Source organism: Granulicella mallensis MP5ACTX8 (assembly GCF_000178955.2).
GTDB lineage: Bacteria > Acidobacteriota > Terriglobia > Terriglobales > Acidobacteriaceae > Granulicella > Granulicella mallensis.
On record NC_016631.1, the window covers coordinates 4,901,034 to 4,928,000 of the forward strand.

The 26,967-nt window shown below is 60.5% G+C and carries 19 protein-coding genes; 1 reads left to right on the forward strand and 18 read right to left on the reverse strand.

Annotation, left to right across the window (positions count from 1 at the left end):
* Nucleotides 1-6: 6 nt before the first annotated feature.
* The 15 genes from murG to dcd form a co-directional block, all read right to left on the reverse strand.
* Nucleotides 7-1,116, reverse strand: coding sequence for an undecaprenyldiphospho-muramoylpentapeptide beta-N-acetylglucosaminyltransferase (gene murG / locus ACIX8_RS19145; RefSeq protein ID WP_014267033.1), 1,110 nt, complete (start codon nt 1,114-1,116; stop codon nt 7-9).
* Nucleotides 1,116-2,207: a putative lipid II flippase FtsW gene (ftsW, locus tag ACIX8_RS19150; protein ID WP_014267034.1), complete on the reverse strand. Its 1,092-nt coding sequence runs from the start codon at nt 2,205-2,207 to the stop codon at nt 1,116-1,118. The genes murG and ftsW overlap by 1 nt, the downstream gene beginning before the upstream one ends.
* 78 nt (nt 2,208-2,285) lie before the next feature.
* Nucleotides 2,286-3,638 (reverse strand): UDP-N-acetylmuramoyl-L-alanine--D-glutamate ligase, encoded by a 1,353-nt coding sequence (murD, locus tag ACIX8_RS19155; RefSeq protein WP_014267035.1) that lies wholly within the window; start codon nt 3,636-3,638, stop codon nt 2,286-2,288.
* 78 nt (nt 3,639-3,716) lie between these two features.
* A complete protein-coding gene (gene mraY, locus ACIX8_RS19160) occupies nt 3,717-4,853 on the reverse strand; it encodes a phospho-N-acetylmuramoyl-pentapeptide-transferase (protein WP_014267036.1) in 1,137 nt (378 codons plus the stop codon).
* 309 nt (nt 4,854-5,162) lie between these two features.
* Nucleotides 5,163-6,554, reverse strand: coding sequence for a UDP-N-acetylmuramoyl-tripeptide--D-alanyl-D-alanine ligase (locus ACIX8_RS19165; RefSeq protein WP_014267037.1), 1,392 nt, complete (start codon nt 6,552-6,554; stop codon nt 5,163-5,165).
* A complete protein-coding gene (locus tag ACIX8_RS19170; RefSeq protein ID WP_014267038.1) occupies nt 6,551-8,065 on the reverse strand; it encodes a UDP-N-acetylmuramoyl-L-alanyl-D-glutamate--2,6-diaminopimelate ligase in 1,515 nt (504 codons plus the stop codon). The genes ACIX8_RS19165 and ACIX8_RS19170 overlap by 4 nt, the downstream gene beginning before the upstream one ends.
* A gap of 52 nt (nt 8,066-8,117) precedes the next feature.
* Nucleotides 8,118-10,460, reverse strand: a complete 2,343-nt coding sequence (locus tag ACIX8_RS19175) for a penicillin-binding protein (protein WP_014267039.1) — start codon at nt 10,458-10,460, stop codon at nt 8,118-8,120.
* Between the two features lie 110 nt (nt 10,461-10,570).
* Complete coding sequence (locus ACIX8_RS19180; RefSeq protein ID WP_014267040.1) at nt 10,571-11,104, reverse strand: FtsB/FtsL family cell division protein; 534 nt, start codon at nt 11,102-11,104, stop codon at nt 10,571-10,573.
* A 235-nt stretch (nt 11,105-11,339) separates the two neighbouring features.
* Nucleotides 11,340-12,272 carry a 16S rRNA (cytosine(1402)-N(4))-methyltransferase RsmH gene (rsmH, locus tag ACIX8_RS19185; protein WP_044179142.1) on the reverse strand — a complete coding sequence of 311 codons (933 nt, stop codon included), beginning with the start codon at nt 12,270-12,272 and terminating at the stop codon, nt 11,340-11,342.
* 42 nt (nt 12,273-12,314) lie between these two features.
* Nucleotides 12,315-12,761, reverse strand: coding sequence for a division/cell wall cluster transcriptional repressor MraZ (locus tag ACIX8_RS19190; protein ID WP_014267042.1), 447 nt, complete (start codon nt 12,759-12,761; stop codon nt 12,315-12,317).
* Nucleotides 12,762-13,122: 361 nt separating this feature from the next.
* Entirely contained in the window at nt 13,123-13,737 is a 615-nt protein-coding gene (locus ACIX8_RS19195) for a DUF2127 domain-containing protein (RefSeq protein ID WP_014267043.1), read from the reverse strand.
* Nucleotides 13,738-13,867: 130 nt separating this feature from the next.
* Nucleotides 13,868-14,563, reverse strand: a complete 696-nt coding sequence (locus tag ACIX8_RS19200; protein WP_014267044.1) for a Fe2+-dependent dioxygenase — start codon at nt 14,561-14,563, stop codon at nt 13,868-13,870.
* Between the two features lie 250 nt (nt 14,564-14,813).
* Complete coding sequence (locus ACIX8_RS19205) at nt 14,814-17,459, reverse strand: TonB-dependent siderophore receptor (RefSeq protein WP_223295388.1); 2,646 nt, start codon at nt 17,457-17,459, stop codon at nt 14,814-14,816.
* A 715-nt stretch (nt 17,460-18,174) separates the two neighbouring features.
* Entirely contained in the window at nt 18,175-20,049 is a 1,875-nt protein-coding gene (gene dxs, locus ACIX8_RS19210; RefSeq protein WP_014267046.1) for a 1-deoxy-D-xylulose-5-phosphate synthase, read from the reverse strand.
* Nucleotides 20,050-20,395: 346 nt separating this feature from the next.
* Entirely contained in the window at nt 20,396-20,950 is a 555-nt protein-coding gene (gene dcd, locus ACIX8_RS19215; protein WP_014267047.1) for a dCTP deaminase, read from the reverse strand.
* A gap of 362 nt (nt 20,951-21,312) precedes the next feature.
* On the opposite strand from dcd, the gene ACIX8_RS19220 reads away from it, so the two are divergent.
* Nucleotides 21,313-21,582 (forward strand): HU family DNA-binding protein, encoded by a 270-nt coding sequence (locus ACIX8_RS19220; protein ID WP_014267048.1) that lies wholly within the window; start codon nt 21,313-21,315, stop codon nt 21,580-21,582.
* A gap of 26 nt (nt 21,583-21,608) precedes the next feature.
* On the opposite strand, the gene priA is transcribed toward ACIX8_RS19220, so the two are convergent.
* The 3 genes from priA to fbp all read right to left on the reverse strand — a co-directional run bounded on the left by priA (nt 21,609) and on the right by fbp (nt 26,491).
* Nucleotides 21,609-24,155 (reverse strand): replication restart helicase PriA, encoded by a 2,547-nt coding sequence (gene priA, locus ACIX8_RS19225; RefSeq protein WP_014267049.1) that lies wholly within the window; start codon nt 24,153-24,155, stop codon nt 21,609-21,611.
* 105 nt (nt 24,156-24,260) lie between these two features.
* Complete coding sequence (locus tag ACIX8_RS19230; RefSeq protein ID WP_014267050.1) at nt 24,261-25,532, reverse strand: serine-tRNA(Ala) deacylase AlaX; 1,272 nt, start codon at nt 25,530-25,532, stop codon at nt 24,261-24,263.
* The gene (gene fbp / locus ACIX8_RS19235) at nt 25,532-26,491 is read right to left on the reverse strand and encodes a class 1 fructose-bisphosphatase (protein WP_014267051.1); all 960 of its coding nucleotides are present in this window, start codon (nt 26,489-26,491) and stop codon (nt 25,532-25,534) included. Before fbp ends, ACIX8_RS19230 begins: the two co-directional genes overlap by 1 nt.
* Between the last annotated feature and the right edge of the window lie 476 nt (nt 26,492-26,967).

Consider the following 26,967-nt stretch of genomic DNA (forward strand, 5'->3'; position numbering starts at 1 on the left):
CGAGCTCTATCGCCCCGCCAACTGCAGCACCATTCCGGCGATTCGCTCCAGCGCTCCCGGCTTTGCCAGCGATCTCGCCCGCTGCGCCATCTCCGCACGCCGGTCCGAATCCAGCAGCAATCCACGCAGATGCTCCAGCAGGATCTCCGGTGTCACATCGCGCTGCAGCAGCATCTCCGCCGCACCCGCCTGCACGAGCACTTCAGCATTCTTTCGCTGATGATCGTCCGCAGCCGCGGCAAAGGGCACCAGCAACGAGGGCTTCCCCGCCGCACACAACTCCGCCACCGTGCTGCCCGAACGCGCCAGCACCACGTCCGCAGCCTCATACTGAGCCGGCATATCCGTCAGGAAAGACTCTACAGACCACCTCGCCGGATCGGCTCCGCTCGCGGCAAACTCCTCACGCGTCTGTTCCAACCGGCGCACTCCAGCCTGATGAACAATGGTCAGTCCCGGCACCTCGGCCAATAGCTGCGCGACGATCTTCGGCATCGTCTCGTTGAAGATCAGCGCCCCGTTGCTTCCGGCCGTGACCAGCAAGCGCGGAGGCGCTCCCACTGGCCGTGGCGGTAGCGTAAAGATCTCAGGCCGCACCGGCACACCCGTTACCTGGGCATTACGAAAATAGCGAGTCGTCTGGGCGAAGTTCACCGCCGCCGCACTCACCCGCTTCCCCACCCAGCGATTCGTCATCCCGGGCGCGGCATTGGCCTCGTAAGCCAACGAGGGTATACGCAGCAATACCGCCGCCATCATCGCCGGTCCACTGGCATAGCCGCCCACGCCCACTACCACCTGCGGACGAAACTCCCGCATCAGCCGAACGCAATGCACGACACCCAGAGGCAGATCAAGCATCGTACGCAGCCGTGTCGCAAGACTTACGTTCTTCAATTGACCGGAGCGTACCAACTCCAAAGCAAAGCCCGCCTCCGGCACAAGCCTTGTTTCGATCCCACGCTCCGTGCCGACAAACCGAACCTCAGCCCCATGCTTATCGCGCAACTCACGCCCAATCGCCAGCGCGGGCACAACATGCCCCCCGGTCCCACCCCCGGCAATCATCACCCGAAGCTGACTCGCTAACTCGCTGACTTGCTGACTCGCTGGCATTAATCAATCTCACGCGTGATGTTCAGCAGCACTCCCATGCACGCCAGCGTGACAAAGAGGCTCGTACCGCCTGAAGAGATAAACGGCAGCGTAATTCCCTTGGTCGGGCACAGGTCCAGCACCACGCTGATATTGAAAAAGGCCTGAACAAGAATCGCCGACGTCAATCCAAACGCCAGGAACCGTGCGAACGGGTCGGTCGAAAGAAACGCAGCCCGCAGCCCGCGATAGCCGAGGACGCAGAAGGCCGCAACCACACAGATCGCACCGATCATTCCCAATTCTTCGCAGATATTCGCAAAGATGAAGTCAGTATGCGGCTCAGGAAGATAGAAGAGCTTCTGCCGCCCTTCCATCAAGCCCAGCCCACGAATGCCGCCCGTGCTTACAGCGATCAGCGACTGCAGAATATGAAAGCCCGCGCCCTTCGGATCGGACTCAGGGTTGAGGAAGATCTTCATGCGCGCGGCGCGCCACGCCACGTGGAACAGCATGTAGTACAGCACTGGCGCGGCGCAGCCAGCGGCGATAAACAACCACTTCATCTGCATGCCCGCGAGGTACAGCATCAACATCAGCACCACCACGCAAACCAGCGCGGTGCCCAAGTCGGGCTCTTTCAGAATCAGGGCGATGAATACCAGCGGAGGAATGACCGCAGGGAGAAGCGTCTCCTTGATGTCGTCGATGGCATGGATACGTGTCTGCAGGAACCATGCCAGGAACAGGATAATCACCGGCGCAACCAGCTCCGACGGCTGCAAGGTCTGGCCGCCTATCCTGATCCAGCGATGGGCTCCGTTCATGGTGTGCATGAAAAACACGGCCAGCAACAACAGGCCGGTGATTCCCATCAGCGGGAAGATCAGCTTCGGGTTGTTGTACTTGCGGTAGTCGACACGCATCAGCGCAAACAGCGCCACCATGCCCAGCGCGGCAAACGCCGCTTGCTTCAGCACAAACGCATAGGGCGAGCCGACCGTTGCCTTGGCCATGACAGCCGAGGCCGAGAACACCATCACCAGTCCAAAGAGGACCAGCAACAGCACCGTCCCGAACAGCCATTTATCAACGCCAACCCGTTTTGCCATTGCTCCCTACAACCCACTTCTCAAAACTTTTTGCTCTAAGCTCAAAGACCTTATCGCTCTTAGCTGACTGAATCCGTCTTACTCCAACGCCAGCACCAGGCTCTTAAAGGCATGCCCGCGATGCTCATAGTTCTGGAACTGGTCGAAGCTCGCGCACGCCGGAGCCAGCAGAACGGTATCGCCTGCGACGGCCGCCTCATGCGCCAGGGCAACCGCGCGATCCATCGTCTCCGCTCTCTCTATCTTCACGACACCGGCCAGTTGGTGCTCAATCTTTTCTGCCGCTGAACCAATGGTGATAACCATCTTGACGCGCTCGCGCAGCAGCGGACCCATCACCGCATAGTCCGAATCCTTGTCCTTGCCGCCGAGAATCAGGTAGATCCTACCCGCAAACGCCTCGACCGCCTTCACCGTCGCATCCACATTGGTCGCCTTGGAGTCGTTGTAGTAGCGCACGCCATTGTGCTCGCGCACGAACTCCAGACGATGCTCGACGGCCTTGAACGCCGCCACCGCAGCGCGAATCGTCTCGCTCGCCACTCCCGCAAGACGCGCCGCGCACACCGCCGCCAGCACGTTCTCGACGTTATGCGCACCCGCCAGCGGAATCTCTGCCACAGGCATCACCGGCTCAGGCTTTGCCCCTTCACTGGGAGTAAAGAAGATCGTCTCGCCATGGACAAACGCACCCTGCTTGACCTGCCGCCGCGGGCTGAACCAGTAAATCTGCGCCTTGGTCTTCGCCGCCACCATCTGCGTCGGCTTGTCCTCGGCGTTCAGGATGAGGAAGTCTTCCGCCGTCTGGAACTCGGTAATCCGAGCCTTTGCAGCGGCATAGTTCTCGAAGTTGCCATGCCGGTCAAGATGGTCCGGGGTAATATTCAGCACCATCGCAATGCGCGGGCGAAACGACTCCACCGTCTCAAGCTGGAAGCTAGAAACCTCCAACACACTCCAGGCCTCCGGCGTGCTCTCCCCCACCAGCTCCGTCACCGGCTTGCCAATATTCCCGCCCACCAGCGTAGGCCGTCCAGCCGCCTTGAAGATCTCCCCCATCAACGTCGTCGTGGTCGTCTTCCCGTTCGACCCCGTAATCCCTACCACCTCACCCTGCAAAAACTGCGCTCCGAGCTCTAACTCGCCAATGATGTGCATCCCCATCGCACGCACCTGCTTCAGCTCTGGCGTCGACATCGGCACACCAGGGCTCACGACGATCAGATCCTGCCGCCGAAAGGTCAACAACCCATGGCTGCCGGCCTCGACCATAATCCCCTGATCGAGCAACCCTGGAAGCTCAGCAATCAAGGTCGCCGGACGAGCATCGCTAACCGTCACACGGGCACCGCGCTCCTTCAGAAAGCGAGCAGCCGCCAACCCACTCTTACCGAGTCCCACCACCAGTACGCGTTTGCCAGCCAGCTCCATTGCACGCCCCATCCTCTATCTCTAATCTCTATTCCCTGACTCGCTGACTCGCTGACTTGCTGACTTGCTATTCCTGCCTTATCTCAACTTCAATGTGGTCAGCGCACATAGAGCAAACACCAGCGCCATAATCCAGAACCGCGTAATCACCTTCGACTCCGACCATCCGCCCAGCTCGAAGTGATGGTGCAGCGGCGCCATCCTGAAGATACGCTTGCCTCCCCGCAGCTTGTAGCTGCCCACCTGCAGGATCACGCTGACGGCCTCAAGGATGAACACGCCGCCGATGAACGGCAGCAGCAGTTCCTGCTTGATGACCACCGCCACCGTGGCAATCGCTCCCCCCAGAGCGAGCGAGCCGACATCGCCCATAAAAATCTCCGCCGGATGTGCGTTGTACCAAAGGAACCCAATAGAAGCGCCCACCATGGCCCCGCAGAAGATCGTCAACTCGCTCACCTCGGGCATGCGCTGCAGCTCAAGGTAGTCACTGAACACCGCATGTCCGCTGACGTACGTGAGCACCGTCAACGCTCCAGCTGCGATGATGGTGCAGCCGATCGCCAGTCCATCCAGTCCGTCAGTCAGGTTCACCGCATTGCTGGAGAACGTGATGACCAGCATCACAAACCCGATGAACGGCAGGAAAGCCAGCCAATGCATATGCGGGATATGCCCCATCCACTCCCACACCAGGTCGGGCCTGAATCGCTTCGCGAACGGCACCATCAGGCGCGTGGAGTACACCCGCTGCGACTGCAGCACGAGCAGCACCACGGCCACCACACCGCTCACAAGGAACTGGAAGAACAGCTTCTGCCGAGACGTAAGTCCGAGGTTCCGCTTATGCACGACCTTGATGTAGTCGTCCGCAAACCCGATCGCGGCGAACGCGATGGTTGAAAACATCACGAGCCAGACAAACGGGTTCGCCAGGTTGCTCCACAGCAGCGTCGGCACGATGATCGAGAGGCAGATCAAAACTCCACCCATCGTCGGCGTGCCGCCCTTCTTCTGATGGCTCTTCGGGCCCTCTTCGCGGATGTACTGGCCGATCTGGAACTGGCGCAGACGATCGATCACGAACGGCCCGACCAGCAGGCCGATCAGCAGCGCTGTCATGCTCGCGAAGACGCAGCGGAACGTGACATAGCGGAAGATCCGGAATAACGGAAAGTAGGGGAACAGTTTTTGATAGAGCAGCCAAAAGAGCAACGGACTCGCCTCGCGTGAACATCTTATCCTCCGCCCCGCTCCATACGGCAGCGATTCGGAGGGTGAATCAACTTCTATCCCTGATTTTGTTGTGGCTGTTGCTTGTTTTTCGTCGTCATCCTGAGCCGTAGGCGAAGGACCCCCGCATTCAAAACCACCTCGGATGCATCGGGACCACGCAAAAATGCGCCAAGTACAGGCACGGGCTCTTCCACTAGCATCGTGCAAAAATGCGGGGGTCCTTCAGCTACGCTTCAGGATGACGACGAAAAACAAGCAACGACGAAAACAAACAACAGCCACAGCACCTTAGACAGACTTTTCAGTCGTCTCCAGCCCAGCCAACGCCTTCTCCAACCGCACACCACGCGAGGCCTTCATCAACACCACATCGCCCTCGCGCAGATTCTCCCGCAGCCACTCGCCCGCCGCCTCGGGAGTCTCTACAAAGTTCGCCTCAACCCCTTCAGACTCTGCGCCTTCGACCAACGAAGCCGCCAGCCCGCGAACGCCGACCACAACATCCATGCCCGCCATCGCAATACCGCACTCCCGATGCAGCGCCGCACCCTCCGGCCCCAGCTCCAGCATCTCGCCTGCCATCACGATCCGTCGCGTGGCCTTCGTCTTTCGCAACGCCTCTACCATCGCCTCCAGCGCTCGCGGGTTGGAGTTGTAGCAATCATTGATGATCTTCGCGCCATGCCGCTCGATGACCTCCCCGCGCTTCTCCGTCGGGCGCATCTGCTCAAGCGCCAGGCAGCAATCCTTCAAATCAATCCCGCTCTGCAGGCCCACGGCAACCGCCGCCAGCGCATTCAGCACATTGTGCCGGCCCATCAACCGCAGATGGATCTTCTGCACACGTCCGACGATCCCCACGCGGAACCTCGTCCCGTCCAGACCGGCTTCTTCGATCTCCACGGCGCGCACCGTCAACCCCGGCAGCGTTCCATACAGCACCGTGCGTCCACGCATCCCTTTACCAAACGCGGCAACGCGCTCATCGTCTCCGTTCAGGATCGCAATACCATCGGCAGGCAGCGCCTCCACCAGCTCATACTTCGCGCGTGCAATGCCTTCGATACCATCCGGAAAGTGCTCCAGGTGTACCGGCGCAACATTCGATACCACCGCCCAATCCGGCTCCGCGATCTTTGCCAGGGCACGGATCTCGCCCGCATGGTTCATGCCCATCTCGATGACGGCAACCTCGTGCTCGGGCTCGAGCTTCAGCAGTTGCAGCGGCATGCCGAAGCCGTTATTCAGATTGCCCTCACTCTTGAGCACATGAAACTTAGCGCTCAGCACCTGCGCGATGCACTCCTTCGTCGTCGTCTTGCCCGCCGACCCCGTAACGCCAATGATCCGCTTGCCCCACTCCCGGCGCACGCGATTCGCCAGCTTCTGCATCGACTGCAGCACGCAGTCCTCGTCTTCATCCGGCACGCGCAGCAGCTTGCCCTCTTCGACGGTTGCCGGCTTCAGCCAACGCATGCTGACCACCGCCGCCACGGCGCCGTCCGCTAGCGCGGTCTCAACGTAGTCATGTCCATCGACACGTTCCCCCCGCACCGCGAAGAACAACTCCCCCGCACCTATCGTGCGTGAGTCAATCGAATACCCCTGCGCCAGCGCAGTCGAATCAAAGTCGCCCTCGGCATGAATCCAGTCGGCGATCTGTCCTAATGTCAGCTTCACTTGCTTACCTCAACCTTTAATTCGCGCAGCACCCGCTCCGCTTCCGCAACATCATCAAACGGCACAGTGCCATCGGCAAAGATCTGCACCTTCTCATGCCCCTTGCCCGCGAGCAGCACAATATCTCCCGGCTTTGCCGAACGAATCGCCACCTCAATCGCCGCGCGCCGGTCTTCTTCCACGATGAAGGTCGTCTGCGTCTCGCGAACCCCCAGCAATGCCTCGTTGATAATCGTCATCGGCTCTTCACTGCGCGGATTGTCGCTGGTCACCACGACCAGATCGCTGTCTTCTCCCGCAGCACGCCCCATCTTCGGACGCTTCGTCTTATCGCGATCGCCACCGCAGCCAAACAGCGTAATCGCGCGCCCGCCATGGCCAACCACCGACTCACGGGCCAGGGCAATCAAATTTCGCAGCGCATCATCGGTGTGGGCGTAGTCCACCACCACGAAGAAGCCGGCTGCCTTCGATCCGGGCACCACCTGAAATCGTCCCGGCACCTGGTGCAACATCTCAGCGGCATGCGCCACCTGCTCCAACGTCAAGCCTCTGGCCAACGCCGCACACGAGGCCGCCAGCAGATTCTCCACGTTCACACGCCCGCTCAACGGCGAGTGCATCGCAATCCGTCCTTCAGGAGTTACAAAGTCGAAACGCGTATCTCCCAGGGCAAGACTTACGTTCTCCGCCCGGTAGTTCCCGAACTCCCCCATGCCATAGGTCATCAGAGTGGCACCGCGAAACTCATGACACATCTCATCGCCGTACTCGCTGTCGAGGTTGATCACCGCCACACGCGGCGGCAGCGCTCCTACCCCTGCAAAGATCCGCGCCTTTGCCTGAAAGTACGCCTCCATCGTGCCGTGATAGTCCAGATGGTCCTGCGTCAGGTTCGTAAAGATCGCGACATCCACCGGCAGCCCCCACACCCGCTCCTGCTCCAGCGCATGCGAACTCATCTCCATTACGACTTCGGTGCAACCGGCACGCACGCCTTCTGCAAACACCGCGAGCACATCTCGACTCTCCGGCGTCGTATGTTCGCTCTCGCGAACCTGATCGCCGATATGCGTCTCGATCGTACCCATCAGCACGCTCTTGCGGCCAACACTGCGCAGCATCTGCTCCAACAGAAACGCCGTCGTCGTCTTGCCGTTCGTACCTGTCACAGCACTCAGCTTCAGCGTCTGCTCTGGTCTGCCAAAGACAGCCGCGCTGACTTCAGCAAGCGCCCGGCGGCCATGCTCGACCAGCGCCACAGCCAACTCCGGCTGACGTTCACGAAGCGCTGCAAACGTCTCTGCCGAGTCTGTAATGATCGCTGCTGCGCCCTGTCGCATAGCCGTGTCGATAAAGCGATTGCCATCGCTCGATCCGCCCTTCATCGCGACGAACACATCCCCTGCCGTCACGCGCCGCGAGTCGTACTGCACGCCGCGAACGTCGATAGCACGCGAACCGGCGGCCTCAAGCACACGAACACCCGAAATGGCTTCAACCCACTGCATGCGTATGATTTTAGGCTCCGATTCCAACAGAAGATTTACAGAGGACGCACATTTAGCGCGCAAAACGCACAACAACCTGGGTGCCCAGCGGCACCATCGTACCCGCGGCCGGAGCCTGCTCCCGCGCAAGCCCGCTGCCTATCGGCTGCACCCGCAATCCAAGACTACCCGCATGTTCCACCACAGCGCGCAGATCGGCCCCATGGAAATCCGGCACCGCCACCCGCTTGCCCGCATCCACAACTACCCCGCCGTTCGACTTCTCCTGCACCTGCGGCTGAATCGTCGGAGCCGCTATCGGCTTACCCGCATCGACCTTCTCATCCTTGATGACCGAATTCGTATTGCCGTTCGCGTGGAACGCCGCCAGCACCTTCTCGGAGAGCGAATTTGCTGAATTCGCGTGAGCCTGCGTCGCCGCCTGCTGGTCCTTCTGCACCTGAGCGGCATCGGCGGCCTGGTTCTGCACCATGGCCGCGGCGTTCGCAGGCTGGCGCAGCGGATCGTCCGCCGGCAGGCTGTTGATCTGGTCGAACATGGCACTCAGGTCGTCGGCGCTGTCCTGAACATCTTCAGGCTGAACCGATGCAGCGATCTGCGCCATCTGCTGCTGGGTCTTCAGCGGCCGGTCGTGCGCGATGCCGAGGTACTCCAGCACCTCCTGCGCGAGCTGGCTGAACACAGGCGCAGAGACGATGCCACCGTAGCCTTCTACCGTCGTCGGCGTATCGATGACGACCGCCACCGAGATCGCCGGATTATTCACCGGCGCAAAGCCCGCGAAGCTCGCCACCAGCTTGGTGTGCGAGTAGGTATGCGTCGCCGGATCGATCTTCTCCGCCGTGCCCGTCTTTCCTGCCGAGCTATACCCGTTGAGCGCCGCCGACTTGCCCGTTCCCTCCGTCACGATGCCCTCCATGATGGAGCGCATCTCCGCCGCGGTGAATGGCTTGATCACCCGATGGGAGCCATCCGGCAACGTCTCAGGCAGGTCCGCGACAGGATGGAAGGGAGCGGCATGAAGCCGGGGATCGCCCTTCATCTGGTCGGTCGACTGCAGCAGCACATGCGGAGGAATGTACGTTCCTCCATTGGCGATCGTTGAGACCATCGAAACCAGTTGGACCGGAGTTACGCCAACCTCCTGCCCTATGGCGAGCGACAGAATGCTCGTCGATCCCCACTTTCTCGTCGTACGCAACAAGCCGCGCGTCTCGCTGGGCAGTTCAATGCCGGAGCGCTGGCCGAATCCAAACGATTTCATGTAGTCGTAGAACTTGTCCGGTCCGAGCTTCAACGCCATCTTGGCCGCGCCCACATCGCTCGAAACCTCCAGCGCCTTCTGCACCGTGATGACGCCATAGTGGTCGGCCTTGTCGTCATGCAGCGTGCGCCCGAACATCGTCATGGAGCCACCCTGGCAATCCACCAGATCGGTCGGCTTGACGCCGGCGCCATCAAGCGCGGCGGAGTACGTCACCAGCTTGAACGTCGACCCCGGCTCATAGATATCGCTCACCGCCAGATTCGTCAGAGAGTCCGCATCAAGATGCCGCGAGTCGTTCGGGTTAAATCGAGGCGAGACCGCCAGCGCCAGAATCTGTCCCGTATGCGGGTCCTGCACCACGATCGTGCCGTGCAGTGCTTTGACCTTCGCCACCTGGGCGTCCAGAGCGCGCTCGGCCATGTACTGGATATTCGAGTCGATCGTCAGCACGAGGTTCTCACCCGGCATCGGATCGCTCTCTTCGGAACCCAGCACGTGCCGCTTGGCATCGAGCGCCGTCAGCATATGTCCGGGCGTGCCGTGCAGTTCATCGTCGAACTCACGCTCCAGGCCGCCAAGCCCGGCGTCGTCCGTGCCGACATAGCCCAGCACATGCGCTGCAAGATCGGCGTTCGGATAGAAACGCTTGAACTCTTTCTGAAGATAGATGCCCTTGAGGTTCAGCTCTTTGACACGCTCCGCCGTCTCCGGATCGAGCTTGCGAGCCACCCAGGCGAAGTGCCTCGAGGCATTCATCCGAGCAAGAATCTGCTGCTCGGTCGTAAGGCGATCGAGAGGGTCAGTGTGGACGACCTTGGCCAGGAGCGCCGCATCTTCCGCGCGATTGTCCCCCACCTCGCTCGGCACCGCATAGACGCTGTCCACCAGCACCGTCATCGCGAGTTCGCGCAGGTTGCGGTCGTACAGCACGCCACGCCGCGGCGCGACCTCAAAGGTGCGCTGCTGCTGCTCCGCCGCCCGCTTGACGAACTCTCCGTGGCGAACGATCTGCAGCCAGCCCAGCTGGAACGTAATCACCATCACCCACAGGCAAAAAACCATCGCCACATAGACAAAGCGCACCCGGCGAATGGGTGCGGTCAGTGCCTTCCGTGGCGACGACTTCATGTCTTGGATTCCTGTTCCATAGTCAAGTAATGAGTGACAAGTGATAAGTGACAAGTGGTAAGTGGCATCCCTTGTCACTTACCACTTGCCACTTATCACTTGCAGATTCGTTAGTTCACGCTCAACGCCGGGATATGCGCCTGCGCCAGCACCGGAGCCGAAACACTCGATCCATCGGGGCGAACGACCTGTCCGGGCGAAGGAGCGTCCAGCCCAAGCTGCTTCGCAATGCGATCGATACGGCCGGGATCACTCAGCTGCGCCTCTGTCAGACGAAGCTGGCGGTTGGTCTCGCGCATCTGCTCTACCTGCGTCTTCTGCGCCTCTACCCTGTAGCCCACCTCGATCGCCGAGAAGTGCTGCCAGACATAGACCATCGTCAATGCGAAGAACAGCGTCATCACGATGGTGAAGCTGCGCATCTCGCGGCGGCGCTCGGGATCGTCAGCCTTCACGATGCGGCTGTTGTCGATGTGCTTGGTGAAGAACATCTCCGGTGTCGGCCCACGACGACGCGGCCGCTGCAGCTCATAGAGCTCGCGGTTGCGCTCGGCCAGATTCGTCCGGCCCGCCGCGCGGCTTCCCGCCGAACGCCGTGTGTGCATCCGCTCCATCTCCTGCCCTGCCATCGCCATTGTCGCCATCGTCTGCCTCCGTCAACCCTTACACGGCCCCCAGGCCGTTCCATCAAAACTTTTTGCCCACACCCTTCATCTCGCCTCGTCTTCACGAGTGCAACCCGGGCCGGGGTTGCTGATGGGAGGAAGGGATTTTTTGTTACTGGTTGTCTTTCGCCTGAAAGCACGGCAGGACAACCCCGGCCCGATCTCTAAAACGAGTGATAAGTGAGGAGTGGTAGGTGACAAGTAGCAAACCAGCTTACTTACTTGTCACTTTCCACTTACCACTTGCCACTCCTAAAACCTTTTCCGCAGCTCGCAACTTCGCGCTGCGCGATCGTGGATTCCGGAGCGATTCCTGCTCACCGGCCACAACCGGTTTCTTCGTCAAAATCTCCAGCCTGCCCGCCTTCGCTCCTTCACGAAAGGCGTCTTTCACCGGCCTGTCTTCCAGCGAGTGGAAGCTGATCAACACCACCCGTCCTCCGGGCTTCAGCAGAGACTCCGCGCTATGCAGCAGCGATTGAATCTGGCCGATTTCATCATTCACTCGAATTCGTAAGGCCTGGAAGGTTCGTGTTGCGGGGTGTATCTTGTCGCCTTTCATTGATGGGGTGACGGCCGATATCACTCGAGCGAGTTCCGCTGTCGTTTCTATCGGCCGCGCCCGCACAATGGCTCTGGCGATTCTCCGCGACCTCCTTTCCTCTCCGAATTCGTAAATCAAGTTGGCGAGATCTTCTTCGTCCGCCTGATTTACCACCTGTTGGGCCGTCAACTCGCTGCGCGAATCCATTCGCATGTCCAGCGGTCCATCGGTCCGAAAACTAAATCCTCTATGCGCCTCATCCAGCTGCAGGCTGCTTACGCCGAAGTCGGCCAGTAAGCCATCCAGGCTGTTCGGCTCAACTTCTTCGTCAATCTCCGAGAACGCTCGTGGCACATATCGCACTTGCGGCATTTCAGGTCCTAACTCCTCAGCCACCGCTGCGAGCCTTGCCTGCGCCTTGGCCATCGCCTCCGGGTCGCGGTCGAAGCATATGAGCTTCCCCGCCCCGCCAAGCTGCCTCGCAATCGCTGCCGAGTGGCCTCCGAGCCCCAGCGTTGCGTCAACGTAGACGCCGCCGGGCCGTACTTTCAGGTACTTCAGACTTTCTTCCAAAAGAACCGGCACATGTTGCGGTCTTTCCATCGTTCCGCCATCCATGCGTCCCACTGAGGGACTCAAAACCATTTACAGCCCCAGGTCAGCTAACGCTGCCTGGTCTTCTGCCGTCAGCGGAGCTGCCTTCAGCTCTGCCTCAAACATCTCGCGGTTCGCGACTTCGAGATAATCCTGCTTCCCGAAGACCACTACATCCGCCAATACCTTCGCCGACTCCCGCAACAACTGCGGAACCAACAGCCGGCCCTGATTGTCCATCTCTGCCATCTGGCCGTAGTAGCTCGTCACGTCCAGAAACTTTTGCTTGGCCGGGTTCATATTCGGAATCTTGGCCAGCTTGGCCTCGACCTCTTCCCACGCCTTCAGCGGCCAGATCTCAGCCCGCTTCCCGTCTTTGCTGGTGATGTAAAAGAGCTGTTTCTCATCCTCCCCAACCGGGAGCAGGCTCTTGAAGTCGGCAGGAAGCTTCAGCCGGCCCTTCTCGTCCACTCGTGTTGGGTGATTTCCGCGAAACATACTCTGAACCTCAGGCGATACCTTCCCTTACAACTCGAGAAGCCGGCCCCGGGTACACTTGCATAGATGAATTCGGTCTTGATTCACCTTTTTTGACCACTTCAGACCACTTCGCTCCACCAGACTCTCGCTTAACAGGCCCTCTGTAAAGCACTAAATTGTGATTGGAGTGGACTTTTTCCACGCGAAATGTGGAAAATCCAGCCTATTGTGGGAATCAAAGTGTTAACTACTACAGGTTGTGTTGACCCCTGTGATTCGTATCGCCGGACTTACTTGCCTTTCCAAAGGCTTCTAAGGTAGGCGAAATTAAGGCGAAAGTCCTTCGCCCGAGCCAAATCCTAGGTGTAAATCACAGGGGTCAGGGATGAGATGGCACCTGATCTCGCCCAGCCGCTTCTTCTTCCAGCCGTTTCCTCTTCAAAAACCAGAGCAGATAGCCCAACACGCCGAGATTGACGAGCAGCAACCCCACCCTGAACCCGGAGAAGTGTGCAAAGAGCTCATAGATCTCCCAAGGCAGGGCCGCAGCCGTCAGAAAGGTCGTGAAGTACTCCGCCCAGGTCTTTTCCAGCATCAATCCCGTGCCTTCGACCACGCAAACCACTGCATAGAGGCAAGAGAGCACGCCAGCCTGGCGCAGATGCCGGGTATCGATCAGGTCCGCTTTGTCCATCAGCAGCGAAACCAGCCGCCCCTCGGGATCGACCGGCAGCGCATCGACGATCCGCATCACCAGGTCGCCGATGTTGCGATGCACCAGGTGCAGCGCTCCCGCACCCAGCGCGGTAAAGAAGATCGCCTTGCTCAGCTTGAAGAGGCCCACCAGCAACAGCCCGCGTTCGCGCTTGCCATGAGGGTGCAGGGCCTGCCCTGTAGCTTGTCTGCCATTTGCACTAGCCGAGTTCGGGTTCGAAAGAATTTCCTGCATATCCGCTTTCAGTTGACGAGCCTGCCAGCCCTTTGTCAACGGCACCGTATCTTCCCGGGCACAGAGAGGGCAAAGCAAAGTGCCCACGCCATGAGGGTGACGTGGGCACTCCCCGGCACGATCCTGCTGTGCCGAAGCTCAAACTTGTCTTTCCTGTTGGCTGTTTCCTGCCTCTTTACATTTCGGCCCACTGCCGCAGCAGGTTGTGATACACCCCGGTCAACTGCACCGAACTCTGCTTCACCTCTGGAGTAGCGGCGTGAGGGGAGCGTGCAAGCCGCTGGATTGACTCGTCGAGGTCGAAGAGCAGCGTGCGATGGGCGTCCTGCCGGATCATGCTCTGCATCCAGAAGAACGAGCTGATGCGGTTGCCCCGGGTTACCGGCTCAACCCGGTGCAGGCTCGTGGCCGGGTACAGCACCATGTCTCCGGCCGCGAGCTTCACGCTCTTTTCGCCATAGCTGTCTTCCACGATGAGCTCACCGCCGTCGTACTCCTCGGGCGGCGTAAGAAACAATGTCGCGCTCAGGTCGGTGCGGATACGCTGGCCGGTCGTCGCAAACTGGCGGATCGCGGTATCGACATGCGTGCCGAAGGTCTGTCCCCCGGCATAGCTGTTGAACATCGGCGGAAACACCCGCAGCGGCAGCGCCGCCGACATGAACCGCGGCGAACGCGCCAGCCCCGCAAGAATCATCTCGCCAAGCTCCTTCGCCACCGGCGAGTTCTCCGGTATCTGCGCGTTGCGCTTGACCTCCTGGGCCTGATAGCCCGCAGTGACGCGGCCATCGACCCATTCGGCAGTGGCCAGCTTCTGCGTGGCCACTGCAACCTGCTCCGCCGTGAGCACCTTCTCAATTGTGATGAGCATGTTCTACCTCACCTCTGTTTCTGCTCTTGTTTTTCTTGCTTGTCATTCCCGCAGGGAATCTGCTTCTGCTTCTGTCGTTGCTCTTGCCTTTCTGGCTTGTCATTCCGAGCGCAGCGAGCGAACCTGCTTCCTCCCGTTTTTTGCTCGTACTAGCGCGAACGTTTTGGGTGGTACGAGCGAAGAACGGGAGAAAGCAGATTCCCTGCGGGAATGACAAGCAAGAAAAACAAAGGCGAACGCCCCTTCCCGCCTAGAACCTGAAGCTCGCCCCAATCAGCGCACTCAACCCCGCGCCCGGAATCAAGTGGCTCGGATGCGGCTGGTCGATATAGAACCGGTTCGCCAGGTTATAGACATTGGCCTGCAACTCCAGGTGATCGCTAATAGGCCGCTTGACCATCGCATTGAAGACCCAGTACCCCGGCACCTGCTTCATCGCCGTCGAGAGCACCTGGTAGCAAGTCGTCACCGTTGGAGTCGCGCTCGTAGCGCACGGAGCGCTTCCCGCGGTAAACGTCTCTGCCGGTCCAAAGCTGGTCGGAACATACGGCACGGTCGAACTCGCCGTACGGCTCGCAACATAGTTGCCGCCAAAACCGGCGCTCAACTTGAACGGCAGGTTGTGCGTCAGGAAGAAGTTGAACGTCTGCTTCGGCACGTTCGCCAGTTGGAAGCCCACCGAGGTCGGGAAGACCTGCGAGTAGATCACGTGGCTGGAGAGGTACGCATAGCCGAACACCAGGTCCGTTCCGCCGCCAAGCTGCCCGACGGCGCTGGCCTGTACCCCCTTCACGAGCTGGTTACCGGCGGACACCACATTGTTCGAGTTGGTCGGATCGGTCTCGCGCGCATTGTCCTTCTCCGTGCGGAACCAGGCTCCCTCGACCTTCAACCGTTCGCGCAGCAGGCTGTACTTCGCGCCCACCTCGTAGCTCTCGTTCTCTTCCGGCAGCAGCAGCTTCGTCGACACACTCAGGCTCAACGACTCCGCCGAAGGATTGAAGCTGGTTCCGTAATCGAAGTACACCGAACCATGTGTATTCGGCTTGAAGACAAAGGCCGCACGATAGGTAGGCTGCGTCACCTTCTGCTCGATCGGAGCAATGGCCGCCGTCAACGTGCCACCGGTTGCATTGCCCGGGAGCGGAGGAGCATACAGGTTGAACACCGTGTCGAAGAGATCCCAGCGAACTCCGCCGCTGGCCTCAATAAAGCGTCCCAGCTTCAGCGTGTCGACAAAGTACACGCCGACGCTCTCCGACTTCAAATGCGTGATCGAAGAGGTATACCCAATCCCCGAGAACACATCCTGAGGATTCGGATGCGCCAGGTTGGTCGGAGTCACCGAGTTGATCTTGTTCTCGGTGTAGCTCGTCCTGATCGGGTTGGAGATCTCCTGCCCACCCTCGACACCGCCTACAAAGTTGCTGCGAACGCCCGCGACCTTGAACCGCGCCGTAACCTCGGTCTGGTCCCACAGATCGCCTTCCACACTCTTGATCTGCAGTTGGTTGCGGTTCACCAGTTCCTGCGAGGCAGGCGTGGCAAGCGTATAGGTGCACGTCTTCGCGGAGTTATACGCGCTGGTCGGCAGTGCCGAGACATAGCCTCCAACAGGTGTGCTGACGCCCGCATTCGAGCAGAGCTGCGGCTCGGTAATCTGCACGTCGCGGGGATAGTTCGCCCAGCGCGCGATCGTATGCAGGTCGACGTTCTGCGAGAACGAGTGATTCGCCTTCAGCGTGAGGATGTCGTCGCTCGTACGCAGGAAGTTCGCATCCGGGAAGCCAAAGTACGAGTGCCGGTTCACGCCCGGGGCAAGCTGGCTGAAGAGCCACGGCAGGCCATAGTCCGGCGTGTCGCTCTCGGTGAAGTGGAAGTAGCTGATCGTCAACCGCGACGGAGAATTCAGCCCGAAGCTGATCGAGGGCGCAATGCCGAAGCGGCGGTTCTCCGCATACGGACGCCCTGCAACGCCGCCATCCGTGCCCATCACGTTCAGGCGAAACGCCGAGCCCTCCGAGAGGTCCGGCAGAGGCTCGTTGATATCGGCCGAGACGCGCCGCGTCAGGTCTGTACCGAACTGGGTCTGCACGTTCACGAACTTGTCCGTAGCCGGGACCTTGCTCTCCTCGTTGATAACGCCGCCCGTCGATCCGCGCCCAAACTGCACGCCTGCGGGTCCTTCCAGCACCTCGACCTGATCGAAGTTGAAGCTGTCACGGTAGTAGCTGCCGAAGTCGCGAATGCCGTCCAGGAAGATGTCGTTGCGCGCCGTGAATCCACGGATCGTCAGGTTGTCGCCCTGCGCTCCGCTCTCGCCCGCCGCGAGACTGATGCCCGGCACATTGCGCACCGCGTCCATCAGCGTACGGTTCTGCTGGTCCTTCAGCACGAACTGGGGTACGACAGACACCGTCTGCGGGGTATCCAGCAGAGACTCCGTGAACTTACCCATCGCCACCGAATCGGCCATCCCCGCCGCCACGTCCACCGAATCCGAGTGCCGCAATCCGATCGATACCGTGTCCGCACCCTCGAACCGGAAGCTCAAGCCGGTACCCGCAAGCAACTGGCGAAGCGCCGAGTCATTGGCATAGAGACCGCTCACGCCCGAGGTCTTGATGCCTACGAGCTGCTCCTGGGGAATCTCCAGCTTGACCGCAATGCCGCTCTGCATGCGGTAGGCTTCCAGCGCAGCGTCGAGCGTGCCCTCGACAATATGGAAGCGCCGTACCGGCAACTGGGCCGGGGTCGGATCTTTCGCCGCCTCTGCCACCACCTGTTGCGCCGTCGCATTCGAGCTTCCTGACGCGGCATACGCCATTGCCGCCGCCAATGTGACCAGTTTTGCCTTCGTACTGCGGGTCATTCCATTCTTTGCAAGCTTCTTCACGTTGATCTTCCCTTTGATTGTTAGCGGCCGGCTCGCCCTCACGCGCCCCCCGTCGCCCCGTTGTGGCATGGTCCTCAAGTCACACGCCCTATCGTTTGCTGCTAAAACTCATCACGCCACAGAGACTCTCCGGCGTTGCCGCAGACACCTCAACTACTCCTAAAAGCCGACATTTCCCCTGGAAGCTCCCTCAAGCTCCGACGAATACCGACTGCATCAGTCCGATATCAATTAGCTTACCTTACATCTCGGACTGCGCAAGTCGTATATCAAAATTTCTGTGCGATTTTTGGCGTGTCATCCAACTGCTTTTAGGACACGAGTGAATGCCAGCCCCAAAGGGGCGTGATATCCCAGCCCAGGGTAGAGGCGGCTGGCGAGCGCTTTTGCTCGCCGTGTCGCCTCTACCCTGGGTTACGAACCCAGAGAAGGTAGAGCCCTGTAGGGGCGACCTATCGTGGCTGCACGATATATCGCGCTTACAGCGCTCTATCTCCGTTACCACTTGACCCAGGGTTCCGGCATCGCAGCGAGCCCAAAAACGCTCGCTACGATGCCTCCACCCTGGGCTGGGATATCACGCCCCTTTGGGATTAAAAAACTGAAAGCCTTATTAACGCAGAGGCGCGGAGGTTTCGCAGAGGCCGCAACCACCCCTAGCGACCTCCGCGAAACCTCCGCGCCCTCTGCATTAAAACTTCTGCTGTTGCTTGTTCTAAACCCCGACCGGCCTCTTCAACAACGGACGCACACGCTCCAGCGCGGCCTCCGCCGTCAGGCCATACTTCGCATGCAGGGCCTCGGGTTTTCCGTGCTCAATGAACTCATCCGGCCAGCCCACCCGCACGACCGGAACCTCGATCGCCTGGGCGTTCAGGCTCTCCAGCACCGCCGAGCCAAAGCCACCGGCCAGAACATGGTCTTCCATCGTGACGACCAGTCCGCAGCGCTTTGCGTATCTTCCGATACACTCGCCATCGACCGGCTTGGCAAAACGCGCATTCACCACGGCCACGCTCTGCCCTTCCGCCTCGAGCAGCTTCGCCAGCCGCTCGGCCTCGGCGACCATCGCCCCCAGGGCAAAGATCGCAATATCGCTGCCGTCCTGCAGGACCTCGGCCTTGCCGATCTCCAGTACCACCGGATGGGCCTTCAAGGCCACGCCCGGCCCGGTTCCGCGAGGATAGCGGATCGCACTCGGACCCTGGTGGTAGAGCGCCGTAAACATCATGTCCTGCAGCTCGTCCTCATCCTTCGGATCCATGTGGATGATGTTCGGCACGCCACGCAGGTAGCTGATATCGAACAGGCCATGATGCGTCGGGCCGTCGTCGCCGCTCAACCCGCCGCGATCCATGCAGAAGACAACCGGCAGGTTCTGCAGCGCCACGTCATGCACGATCTGGTCGAAGGCACGCTGCAGGAACGTCGAGTAGATAGCACAGAACGGACGATACCCCTTGGTCGCCATGCCCGCCGCAAACAGTACCGCATGCTCTTCGGCGATGCCGACATCGAAGTAACGCTTCGGATGGTGTGGCCGAAACAGGTCGAGCGCCGTGCCGTTAGGCATCGCCGCCGTGATCGCGACGACCTTGTCGTCCATATCCGCGAGCCTGGTCAGGGTCTCGGCAAAGATCTCCGAGTAGGTCTTCTGAGCCGCCGCTTTGGTCTCGCCGGTCTCCGGGTCATAGGGCCCCAGACCATGAAACTTCTTCTGCTTTTCGAGCGCCGGCTGGAAGCCGCGCCCCTTCTGGGTGAGCGCATGCAGCACGACGGGCTTGTTCTGCTGCTTGAGGAACTTGAAAGTCTCGATCAGCAGCGGCAGGTTGTGGCCGTCCAGCGGGCCGTAGTAGCTCAGCCCGAACTCCTCGAAGATCATGCCGCGTCCGACGATACCCTTGGCAGCCTCTTCGGCCTTGCGCGCGATGTGCAGCGCCGCCTTGCCTCCAAACTTCTCGACCAGCCCCGCCGCACGGTCATGGATATTGACGTAGGTGGGGTTCGTCGCAATCTTGTGGAAGTACTCGGCGATGGCCCCGACATTCTTGTCGATCGACCACTCGTTGTCATTCAGAACGATGATCAGCCGCTTGGTCTGCGCGGCCATATTGTTCAAGGCTTCGAAGCTAATGCCGTTCGTAAACGCCGCATCGCCCGCCAGTGCCACGACATGCTCGCTGCCACCGCTCATATCCCGCGCCACGGCCATGCCGAGCGCCGCACTCAGGGCCGTTCCGGCATGCCCCGCGCCAAACGCGTCATGCTCGCTCTCCGTCCGCAGCATGAAACCGTTCAAACCCTCCGGCTGACGGATCGTCTCAAAGCGGTCCTCGCGGCCTGTCAACAGCTTGTGAACATAACTCTGGTGGCTGACATCGAAGACAAAGCTGTCCCTCGGCGTATCGAACACATAGTGCATCGCGATCGTCAGTTCGACAACACCGAGATTCGGGCCGATGTGTCCACCGGTCTTGGCGACGCCGATGATCAACCGCTCGCGAATCTCTTCCGCCAGCCGTTCCAGCTCTACCATCCCCAGCCGCTTCACATCGGCCGGAGATTTGATCCTGCTTAAATACTCGCTCATACAAAAACCCGTCTTCGGGCCGCGCGGCTGTATTTGCCGCAAGGAGGCCTAGCCTTCCAGTGTATCAACCGGAGGATCTCGCTGTTTTCGGCTAACCTGATGAGCCGCGAGCCGGAGGGTAAGGGAGACAATCATCTTCAGGCCACGAAATGGGATGCTGGTAAGAATCGGGTTTTAGGTAGTGTCTGGCGAATCGAGGACAGCGACTTAGCCACATATTTTGTTCACATCCCCACAGAAACGTCATCCTGAGCGGAGCGTCCCGGCCTTTTGGGACGCTCCGCTCAGGATGACGTCTCTGTGGTGAGGGACATAAACAAACGCCAGAAGCACATCGATCTCCAACCTAGAGCTTGGGCAACACAATTCCCTGCTGCCGCTGATACTTGCCGTTGCGATCGCCATAGCTGACCTCACAGGCCTCATCACTCTGGAAGAACAGGATCTGGCACAAGCCCTCGTTGGCGTAGATCTTTGCCGGCAGAGGCGTCGTGTTCGAGATCTCGAGGGTCACAAAGCCCTCCCACTCCGGCTCGAACGGCGTTACGTTCACGATGATGCCGCAGCGCGCATACGTGCTCTTGCCCACGCAGATCGTCAGCACATCGCGCGGAATGCGGAAGTACTCGATCGATTTCGCCAGCGCGAACGAGTTCGGCGGAACGATCACGCTCGGAGCCTGCACCGAGACAAAAGAACGCTCGTCGAAGTTCTTCGGGTCGATGATCGCGCTGTTTACATTGGTAAAGATCTTGAATTCGTCCGAAACGCGCAGATCGTAGCCGTACGAAGACAGTCCATAGGAGATCACGCCGTCGCGTACCTGTTTCTCGCTGAACGGTTCGATCATCTTGTTCTCGTTCGCCTGCCGGCGAATCCACTTATCGCTCTTGATTGCCATCGTGCTCCTTGATGCCGCCTGAAATGCACAGACCCGCCACAGATGCTAGTCTGGCCTTTTCTATCCTGTTGCATTGAGCCTAGAGCATTTCGCCTCTGCATGTACTCCAGATAAATCTTCCTCCGCCATCTTTCCTGAGGAAAAAAGGCATCCTATCCTCAGCCGGCCTCATCTCTGCAAGGAAACCGTGTCATAGCAAACTTCTATGCGGCGTTGACAATCGAAATAGCCCTTTCTACCATCGGAGACGGGCGTACATCGGAACCGCGCACGGCGCCCTTGAGCGGTTCCACAGTCGATGTAACTGGTAACTGTGAAACCGTTTTCACTGCTGTGTTCGGGAAAAAGAAAGGCGACCCTGCTTGATCAAGCAAGACCTCATCCAGCGCGTAGTAGAACGCACAGGTCTTCCGCGTACCAAGGCGGAAGCGGCTGTAGACGCAATCTTCGAGGCGATGAAGAACGCCCTTGGGAACAGCGATCGCATTGAATTGCGCGGTTTTGGCGTATTTACCGTAAAACCCCGCAAGACCGGGGTAGGCCGCAACCCGCGCACCGGCGCCGAAGTCACGATCACCCCCGGCAAAGCCGTCCGCTTCAAGCCCGGAAAAGAACTCCACCTATTGGATTAGAACGTCTGCGTTTTGCAGGGAGCGAACTACATCAGGTGCATCGCATCGACGTCCACCACTACGGACCGCCGTGGAATCTCCTCGCGATCCATCACTGCCAGCATCTCCCGCAACGCAGGTCCCAACACATCCCGGCGGTCAGCCTTGAGGATCAAGTGATAGCGATAGATCCGTTTCAGCCGCGATAACGGCGCCGCCGCCGGCCCCAGCACGCGCACACCAGCCAGCTTTCGCTGCTCGAACCACCGCCCCAATCGCGACGACCAGTCCAGCACCTCTTCCAGGTGCTCGCTCTGCACGATCACGTTTGCCAGCACGCTGAACGGCGGATACCGCATTCCCCGGCGAAAGTACATCTCCCGCGCTGCGAAGCCGGTGTAATCATGCTCTCGCGCGAACTTGTTCACATAGTGGTCGGGCTGGTAGGTCTGCACCAGCACCTTGCCCGGCAGGTCGCCGCGTCCCGCCCGCCCGCTCACCTGCGTGATGAGTTGGAAGACGCGCTCCGCAGCGCGAAAGTCCGGCAGCCCCAGCGCAAAGTCCGCGCCGACGACGCCCACCAGCGTCACACCGTGAATATCATGCCCCTTCGCGATCATCTGCGTGCCCACCAGCAGGTTGATCTCGCCCGAATGCAGGCGCGACAGCAGCCGTTCCATGTCTCCGCGCGTACGCACCGTATCGCGATCCATGCGGCCGATACGCGCCCCCGGAAACAGCTCCTGCAGCCGCTCCTCGCCCTGCTGCGACCCCGCGCCAAGGTAGTACAGATGCTCGCTCGCGCACTTCGGACAGGCCTTCGGGACACCGCGCTTGTAGCCGCAGTAATGGCACTCCAACCGCTGCCCCACGCGGGCCTCGCCGTTGAGATCCTGCTCGTTGCCGGGCTTGTGGTACGTCAGCGAGATTGCGCAGTTCTCACACTCGATCTTCTCGCCGCAGCTTCGGCACATCACCACGAAGCTGTATCCACGCCGGTTGAGGAGAATAATCGCCTGCTCGCCACGATCGAGCGTGGCCTGTGTCTCGACGAGCAGTTTGCGCGAAAACATCTGCTCCTGCCCGGTCTCGCGAAACTCCTCGCGCATGTCGATCATCTCGACCGCAGGCAGGGGCCGCGATTGCACCCGCTCGCGCATCTCGACCCTGGCATAGCGTCCGCGCTCGGCGTTGTTCCAGCTCTCCAGCGAAGGCGTCGCCGAGCCCAGCACCACCGTGCAGCCCAGCAGCTTCGCCCGCATCACCGCAACGTCGCGCCCGTGATAGCGCGGAGTCTCCTCCTGTTTGTAACTGCCGTCATGCTCTTCATCGACGAGGATCAGCCCCAAATCGGGCATCGGCGCAAACACCGCCGAACGCGTGCCGACCACCACCCGAGCCTCTCCACGGCGTATGCGATGCCACTGCTCGGCGCGCTCATCCGGCGTAAGCTGCGAGTGCAGCAGCGCCACCTCACCCGCAAACGCAGCGACCATCTGAGCCGCAATGCCCGGCGTCAGTCCGATCTCCGGCACCAGCAGCAGCGCGCTCTTCCCCGCCGCCAACGCGCGCTGCATCGCAGCGACATACACCGCCGTCTTGCCCGAGCCGGTAATCCCATACAGCAGGTGCGGACGAAATCCACCCTTCTCCATCGCCGCGACCAGCGTACCCAGCGCCTCGGTCTGCGCCTCGTTCAACGCGTGTTCATGCGCAAACTTCTTGCCGCCATTTCCCAGTCCGCTCACATGAAACGCCTGGGCGGTTTCTTCCAGCCGCACCAACCCACGCTTCACCAGCGTCGCCAGCGTCGAGTCAGGAACACCCCGCGCCCCAAGCCGCGCGCGCAGCTCGCGCACCAGCTCACGCCCCCCGCAACCCGCCAGCTCCGCCATCACCGCAAGCTGATTCTCATTCAGCTTCGGCAACCGCTTCCCCGCCGCCGCATCGCTCTCTAATCCCTGTTCCCTAATTCCTGATCCCTGCTCTTCAAGCACCGCAACCGTCTCCAGCCGCCGCGCATCGCGCACCTCGGCAAGCGGCTCGCGCACCAGCCAGCGCTTCTTCGCCATCGCATCGAGCAGAGCCTTGTTTGCCCCGGTCGCACTGCGAATCGCCGAGATCTTGGACGTCTCTCCCGATTCCAGGTAGTTCAGCACCGCGTATTCGCGATTCTGATCTTCGACGCTCAGCTTCGAACGCCGCGACGAACCCTTCGCCGCGCCCTCATATTGCACGCGCCTGCCCTGTTCGCCGATGCGATAGACCCACTGCCGCCGCACCTCCGCCGTCAGCGGCAGCATGCCGCGCAGCACATCGCCCAGCGGCGCACAGTAGTACTGGGCGATCCACTTGCCAAGCTGCATCAACTCATCCGAAAGCAGCGCCGCTTCATCCAGCACGCACGCAACGGCCTTGACCTCGACCTCCGGCCCAGGACGCACGTCATGCACTCCCACCACGACGCCGATCAGTTGCTGCCCGCCAAACGGCACCAGTACACGAGCGCCAACCTCTGCCTCAAGCTCTCTCAGCTCATAGGTAAAGGCCCGGTCCAGGGGTACCGGCAACGCGACATCGCAAAACAGGCTCACTCTTCCAGCCTAAACGTCTCCCGGCCCCAGCAATGCACAGCTCTCTCGCATCTCGCAACTCGCAAACTCGCCGCTCGTAAAGAAAACCCGCCCCAGGTTTACTGCTCAACCCGCAATAGCCTCGACCAATTGCCCCAGCAAAGCCTCCACCTGCTCCGCACGGCATACCCCCTGCGCACGGTCCGCTGAGCCCCCGCCGCGAGCTCCTGCGGCACTCAGCACCTCGCGAAGGACCTTGCCACAGTCGGTCAGCAACCCCACAGGCCGTGCCATCGCAATCGAGCCCTCCGGCCCATTCGTCGCGCCCACAACCGCCATACGGCCGAAACCAGCCACCTTGGCAGCAACCTGCTTCGCGAACTCCATCTCCTTGCCCACAAACACCGCGCGCACCGCCGAGCCCTCCACAGCCTCCGCCACCAGCGCCACGGCCTCGGCCCGGGCAAGCTCTTCAATGAGCCCTCGCCGCTCCTTCGCCGCAGCCTTCGCATCTTCCAGCAGCGAGGCCACACGCCCCGGCACATCTCCCGCGCCAACGCTCAGCGAACCCGCCACCTCGGCCAACAGACCAAAGTCCTTACGTGCTGCCTGGACCGCACGCAGGCCGCAGACGAACTCCACCCGCCAGCCCTGGCGAACCTTCTCGACCCGCCGCAGCATCACCCCGCCAATAGCTCCGGTCGACGCCACATGCGTTCCGCCGCAGGCGTTGAACTCCACGCCCTGCATCTCGACGATCCGCATCGGCCCCTCGCGCTCCGGAAGCTTGCGCAGGTCGCCACGCTCGTACATCTCCTCTGCCTCACCCCGCGAAACCCACCGAGGCGTCAGCACACGATCCGCAAAGACCAACCGATTCGCCGCAGTCTCTACCCGCTGCAACTCGTCCTCAGACAGCCGCTCCGAGCCTTCACGCAGCACAAGGTCGATACTCGAAGTCTCCGCGCCCAGGTGAAACGAAACCGTCTTCGCCTCCAGCTCGCTCAGGAACGCCGCCGACAGTAGATGCTGCCCCGAGTGCTGCTGCACATGGTCCATGCGCCTCGCGGCATCGACGCGGCCCGTAATCTCCGTGCCTTCGACTAGCGGCTTGCGGACATAGTGCCACACCTCGCCCGCCTCGTCCTCTTCAACACGTTCGACCGCAACCTCCAGCGTCGCTCCGCTGCGCGAGACGGCGACGAGCACGCCGGTATCCCACGGCTGGCCGCCGCCTTCGGGATAAAAAGCCGTACGATCGAGCGCCACCTGCCAAAGCTGCTGCTTCTCGCCTGCTTCGTTCTTCTCGTGCGAGTCCAGACGAATATCCGCCACCGTCGCCGTGAACTCCAGCGCCGGCGAGTCGTAATAAAGCCTCTCCCCTACAGAACCAGCCACTAACGAGCCTCCAGCACGGCCTTCTGTAAGGCCTCGACCTCGCGCTTGCTGCCGACGATCAGTGCAGTGCGCTGGTGGATCTGCTCCGGCTGCAGCTCCATGATTCTCTCCGGCCCATTCACAGCCGCGCCGTTCGCCTGCTCGGCAAGCATCGCCAGAGGGTTCGCCTCATACAGCAACCGCAGCTTGCCCTTCGGAGCCTTATCTGTCGGCGGATACAGGAACACTCCCCCCTTGAGCAAAGTCCGATGAAAGTCCGCTACCAGGCTGCCGATATAGCGCGAGCTATAAGTCTTGCCATTCAGATCGCCGCGCAACAGCATCGCCAGGTACTCGCGATACGCCTCAGGCCAACTCGCGGCATTCGCTTCATTCGTCGAATAGTACGGTCCCTGCTCCGGCATCTGCATCGCATCGTTGCTGCGAATAAACTCGCCGTTATCGTCTAGTGTGAACGCAGCCACGCCCGTCCCGGTAGTCATCACCATCACCGTCGAAGGGCCATAGACGACATAGCCCGCCGCCACCTGCTTCGTTCCCTGCTGCAGAATGGACGCATCCAGGTCGCCGCCCTGCAACTCCTGCACACTGAAGATCGTGCCGACGTTCACATTCACGTCGATATTCGACGACCCATCCAGCGGATCGAAGATCACGATGTACTTCGCTCCGGCGTTCGCAAAGACGACGGGCGCTTCGTCCTCTTCACTCACGCAGGCTGCTACACTCGCCGCCTGACCTAGCCACTTGATCATGACGTCGTTCGCGAAGACATCCAGCTTCTGCTGCTGTTCCCCCTGTACATTCACCGCGCCATACGCTCCCAGCGCGTCGCTCAGGCCCGCCAGCCGAATCTGCTTCGCAATCTCGCGCGCAGCCGCCGCAACACCACCGAACACCTCTCGCAACTCCGGGCTTCCGGCCGCCACATGCTGCTCTAACGCTACCTTCGTCGTCATCTCGTCTCCGCCACCTTCTCGAATCAAGCCAAACCTAACATCCATCTTAGAGCTTGCCCGAACCTGCGAGCATCCCTGCGACTACTTTGCCGCCGCCCTCACTTTTGAGGACGCCTTTGCTCTCGCCGTTGCCTAACCTTCTGCCTCCGCTTTTGCCTTTGCCTTTCTGGTTGTCATTCCCGCAGGGAATCTGCTTTTGCTTTTGCTTTTGCTTTTGCCGTTGCTTTTGCCTTTCTGGCTTGTCATTCCGAGCGCAGCGAGTGAACCCGCTTCCTCCCGTTCTTTGTTCGTACTACCCGGAACGTATAGAGCAAAAACTAAAACGTATGCTGCCCCATAACATTTCCGGCACTACTACCGAAAAATGGGAGAAAGCAGGTTCGCTCGCTCCGCTCGGAATGACAACCAGAAAGGCAAAAGCAAAGACAACAGCAGCGATATAGCCCCGCCCCACAAATTCCACCTACAATTCCACC